The 1,551-nt window shown below is 66.7% G+C and carries 2 protein-coding genes; both read right to left on the reverse strand.

Going from position 1 to position 1,551, the window contains the following annotated elements; all coding sequences use genetic code 11:
- On the reverse strand, nt 1-797 hold a 797-nt coding region (locus V7Q39_RS20585), incomplete at its 3' end, for a CbbQ/NirQ/NorQ/GpvN family protein (protein ID WP_443082561.1).
- Nucleotides 797-1,551, reverse strand: a 755-nt coding sequence (locus V7Q39_RS20590; RefSeq protein WP_333818479.1) for a cbb3-type cytochrome c oxidase subunit I, incomplete at its 5' end; no start/stop codon positions are given. The genes V7Q39_RS20590 and V7Q39_RS20585, both read right to left, overlap by 1 nt.

Below are 1,551 nucleotides of genomic sequence, written 5' to 3' on the forward strand. Positions count from 1 at the left end.
GTCACGAGATCGCGGAGCCCGGCCTTCACATCCGGGTCGTCGGTGAGGGGTTCGATCATCGCCACGCGGATGGCGCGGTCGATGGGCATTCCGCCGTGGATGAGTTGCGCGCAGTAGACGACGAGGCGGGTGGACACGCCTTCCTCGAGGTCCTGGCCCTTCATGGCGCGCAGCTTGTTCGCAAGCCGGACGAGGGGTTGGACCCGGGCTTCCGGCAGGCCCGATTCGCGGGCGACGACGGGGATTTCGTGTTCCGGTTTCGGGAAGGTGAATTCCAGCGCCACGAAGCGCTGACGGGTGGAGGGTTTCAGGGTCTTGAGGATGTTCTGGTAGCCGGGGTTGTACGAGGCGACCAGCAGGAAATCGGGATGGGCTTCCAGTTCCTCGCCCGTGCGGTCGATCGGCAGGATGCGGCGGTCGTCGGTCAGCGGGTGGAGGACGACGGTCACGTCCTTGCGGGCCTCGACCACCTCGTCGAGGTAGCAGATCGCGCCTTCGCGGACGGCGCGGGTTAGGGGACCGTCGACCCAGACCGTCTCGCCGCCCTTCAGGAGCCAGCGGCCGATCAGGTCGGCGGCGCTGAGATCGTCATGGCAGGCGACGGTGTGGAGCGGGCGGTTCAGCTTGGCGGCCATATGGGTCACGAAGCGGGTCTTGCCGCAGCCGGTGGGGCCTTTCAGGAGCACCGGCAGGCGATGGGCGGCGGCGGCCTGGAAGACCGCGACCTCGTCGGCTTGCGGGAGGTAGAAGGGGGCGTCAGCCCCCCTCGTGTCGATGTGGGAACCGTCCATGTCCATCACTCCGCCGCGACATGGTCGGCGTCATGCTCCAGCCGGTCCTGTTCCAGGGGGCCGGGCGTGAAGATCTCGCGCCGCGGGAAGGCGACCGAGTAGATGAACAGCACCGCGCCCAGGACCACCGCCACCCCGGCGCCGAAGCGCATGGCGTAGAAGATCCAGAGCTGGTCCTGCACGTCCATGTAGTATTCGCCGTTGACCCGTTGCAGGTGGGTCTGCAGGGCGCCGGCGAAGGTCAGGACGACGGTCATGAAGACCACGCCCGAGGACATCAGCCAGAACGAGGCCATGTTCAGGACCTGGTTGTAGGGATCGCGGCCCCGCAGGTGCGGCATGGCGTAGCTGATGATCGCCAGGTTCAGGCAGACATAGGCGCCGTAGAAGGCGAGGTGCCCGTGCGCGGCGGTGATCTGGGTGCCGTGGCTGTAGTAGTTCACCCCGTGCAGCGTGTGCAGGAACCCCCAGACGCCCGCGCCGAAGAAGGCCAGCGTGGCGCAGCCCAAGGACCACAGGAGCGCGGCCTTGTTCGGGTGATCGCGGCGGCCCTTCCAGACCATGACGAAGGCGAAGCTCATCATCGCGAAGAAGGGGACGACTTCGAGGCTGGAGAAGATCGAGCCGATCCATTGCCAATAGCCGGGCGTGCCGATCCAGTAGTAGTGGTGGCCGGTGCCGAGGATGCCGGAGAAGAGGGCAAGGGCGGCGATGACGTAGAGCCACTTTTCAACGACTTCCCGGTCCACGCCCGTCAGCT

The organism is Tabrizicola sp. (assembly GCF_036781545.1).
GTDB lineage: Bacteria > Pseudomonadota > Alphaproteobacteria > Rhodobacterales > Rhodobacteraceae > Tabrizicola.